Origin of the sequence: Cryobacterium sp. MLB-32 (genome assembly GCF_000738085.1) — a bacterium.
Lineage (GTDB): Bacteria > Actinomycetota > Actinomycetes > Actinomycetales > Microbacteriaceae > Cryobacterium.
In genome coordinates this window covers 1-1,435 of the sequence record NZ_JPRS01000631.1, presented here as the reverse complement: position 1 = coordinate 1,435, position 1,435 = coordinate 1, and the positions used below count along the sequence as shown (strand labels likewise).

At 58.5% G+C, this 1,435-nt stretch carries 2 protein-coding genes; one reads left to right on the top strand and one right to left on the bottom strand.

From position 1 onward, the window contains the following. Positions 1–72 precede the first annotated feature (72 nt). Positions 73–543, top strand: coding sequence for an N-acetyltransferase (locus JF66_RS20495; RefSeq protein WP_035880781.1), 471 nt, complete (start codon positions 73–75; stop codon positions 541–543). A 202-nt stretch (positions 544–745) separates the two neighbouring features. Here the strand turns inward: JF66_RS20495 and JF66_RS20490 are convergent, their stop codons facing one another. Beyond that, positions 746–1,414 (bottom strand): response regulator transcription factor, encoded by a 669-nt coding sequence (locus tag JF66_RS20490; RefSeq protein ID WP_035880782.1) that lies wholly within the window; start codon positions 1,412–1,414, stop codon positions 746–748. Positions 1,415–1,435 lie beyond the last annotated feature (21 nt).

The following is a 1,435-nucleotide window of genomic DNA, read 5'->3' as shown; positions in this document are numbered from 1 at the left end:
ATGTCGCCGAAGGCTATTCGGGTAATCTTCGGCTGGCGCTGACAGCAGATTCTTGTCTGGAAGAATTGAGAGATGACTGTGACCCTTAAGCGAATCCTCACTAGCGAGTTCCCGTCGTGGTTGGACCGCAGCTGCAGCGAATATGTCGGTGATTTGGTTACCCAAGGCGGATCCCACGAGGAAGCTCAACGTATAGCGGCCGAGAGCATGGCTCGTTCGTTCCCGGAGGGTGCGCTGAGCCCTGGCAATGAGGTCTTTCACGTCATGAATGAGGCGGGTGCGGCAGTGGGATACCTGTGGATCGGACAGGATGTCAGCATCGATCCAGGGGCGTGGTGGGTCTGGGACGTTGTCATCAACCCTGACCAGCGTGGTCAGGGTTTCGGGAGAGCGGCAATGCTCCTCGGCGAGGAATACGCACGCTCGCATGGTGCGCATTCTCTCGGCCTGAGCGTCTTCGGATTCAACACCGGCGCCCAGGGGCTTTACAACTCGCTTGGGTACGAAACAACTTCGGTGAAGATGCTCAAGATCCTCATCTGAGCCTTCCGAAAGATATAGAAAGGCATGACTCCAACTGCCACCTTCGCAGGTCACCCTCGGCGTGATGGCAATGTCCTTCGCCACTGCCGGTTGGCGCCCCCGAGGCCGGAGCTGGACGCCCGCATACCGAACCCTGAACGGGCGCGTTGGATGATCATTCCTGCGTTGCTCGCAGATCGCGCTGATGGGTCGACGAGGAGCACTATTTATCTGTGGCAAGGCTCGTTGTGTAGGCGAGGATGACGAGCTCGACGCGGTCGCGGGCGTCGAGTTTGGTGAGGAGTCTCCCGACGTAGGTCTTCACCGTAGTTCCGGCAAGGGTGTACCGGGCTGCGATTTCACTGTTGGTGAGGCCTTCCGCGATCGCTGTGAGTATTTCGAGTTCTCGCTCGGTGAGGCTTGCGATTCGCTTCTTGTCGGTAGCGTTCTCGGGATCTTGCTGTGTTGATTTCGCGGGTGCGAGTTCGAGCATTCTGCGGGTAATGCGCGGAGTGACGACCGCATCGCCATCGTGCACCGCGCGGATGGCGGACACGAGCTGAGCGGGAGTTACGTCTTTCAAGAGGAACCCGCTGGCTCCGGCTTCGAGACCGTCGAAGGCATACTCATCAAGGTCGAAGGTGGTGAGGATCAGGACCCGACTTTTCGGGTGGGCTGCGGTGATTGCTCGGGTCGCCTCGATGCCGTCGAGTCCGGGCATCCGAATGTCCATGAGGATCACATCAGGATGGTGTTGTGCCGTCATTTCGATAGCTTCGGTGCCGTTGACAGCTTCTGCGACGATGCTGATTTCCGGTTGGGGGTTCAGCATCATGGTGAAGCCCATGCGAGTGAGCTCGTGATCGTCAACGAGGAGAACGCGAATGTTCATGATGGTTGTGCCGTCTGAGTA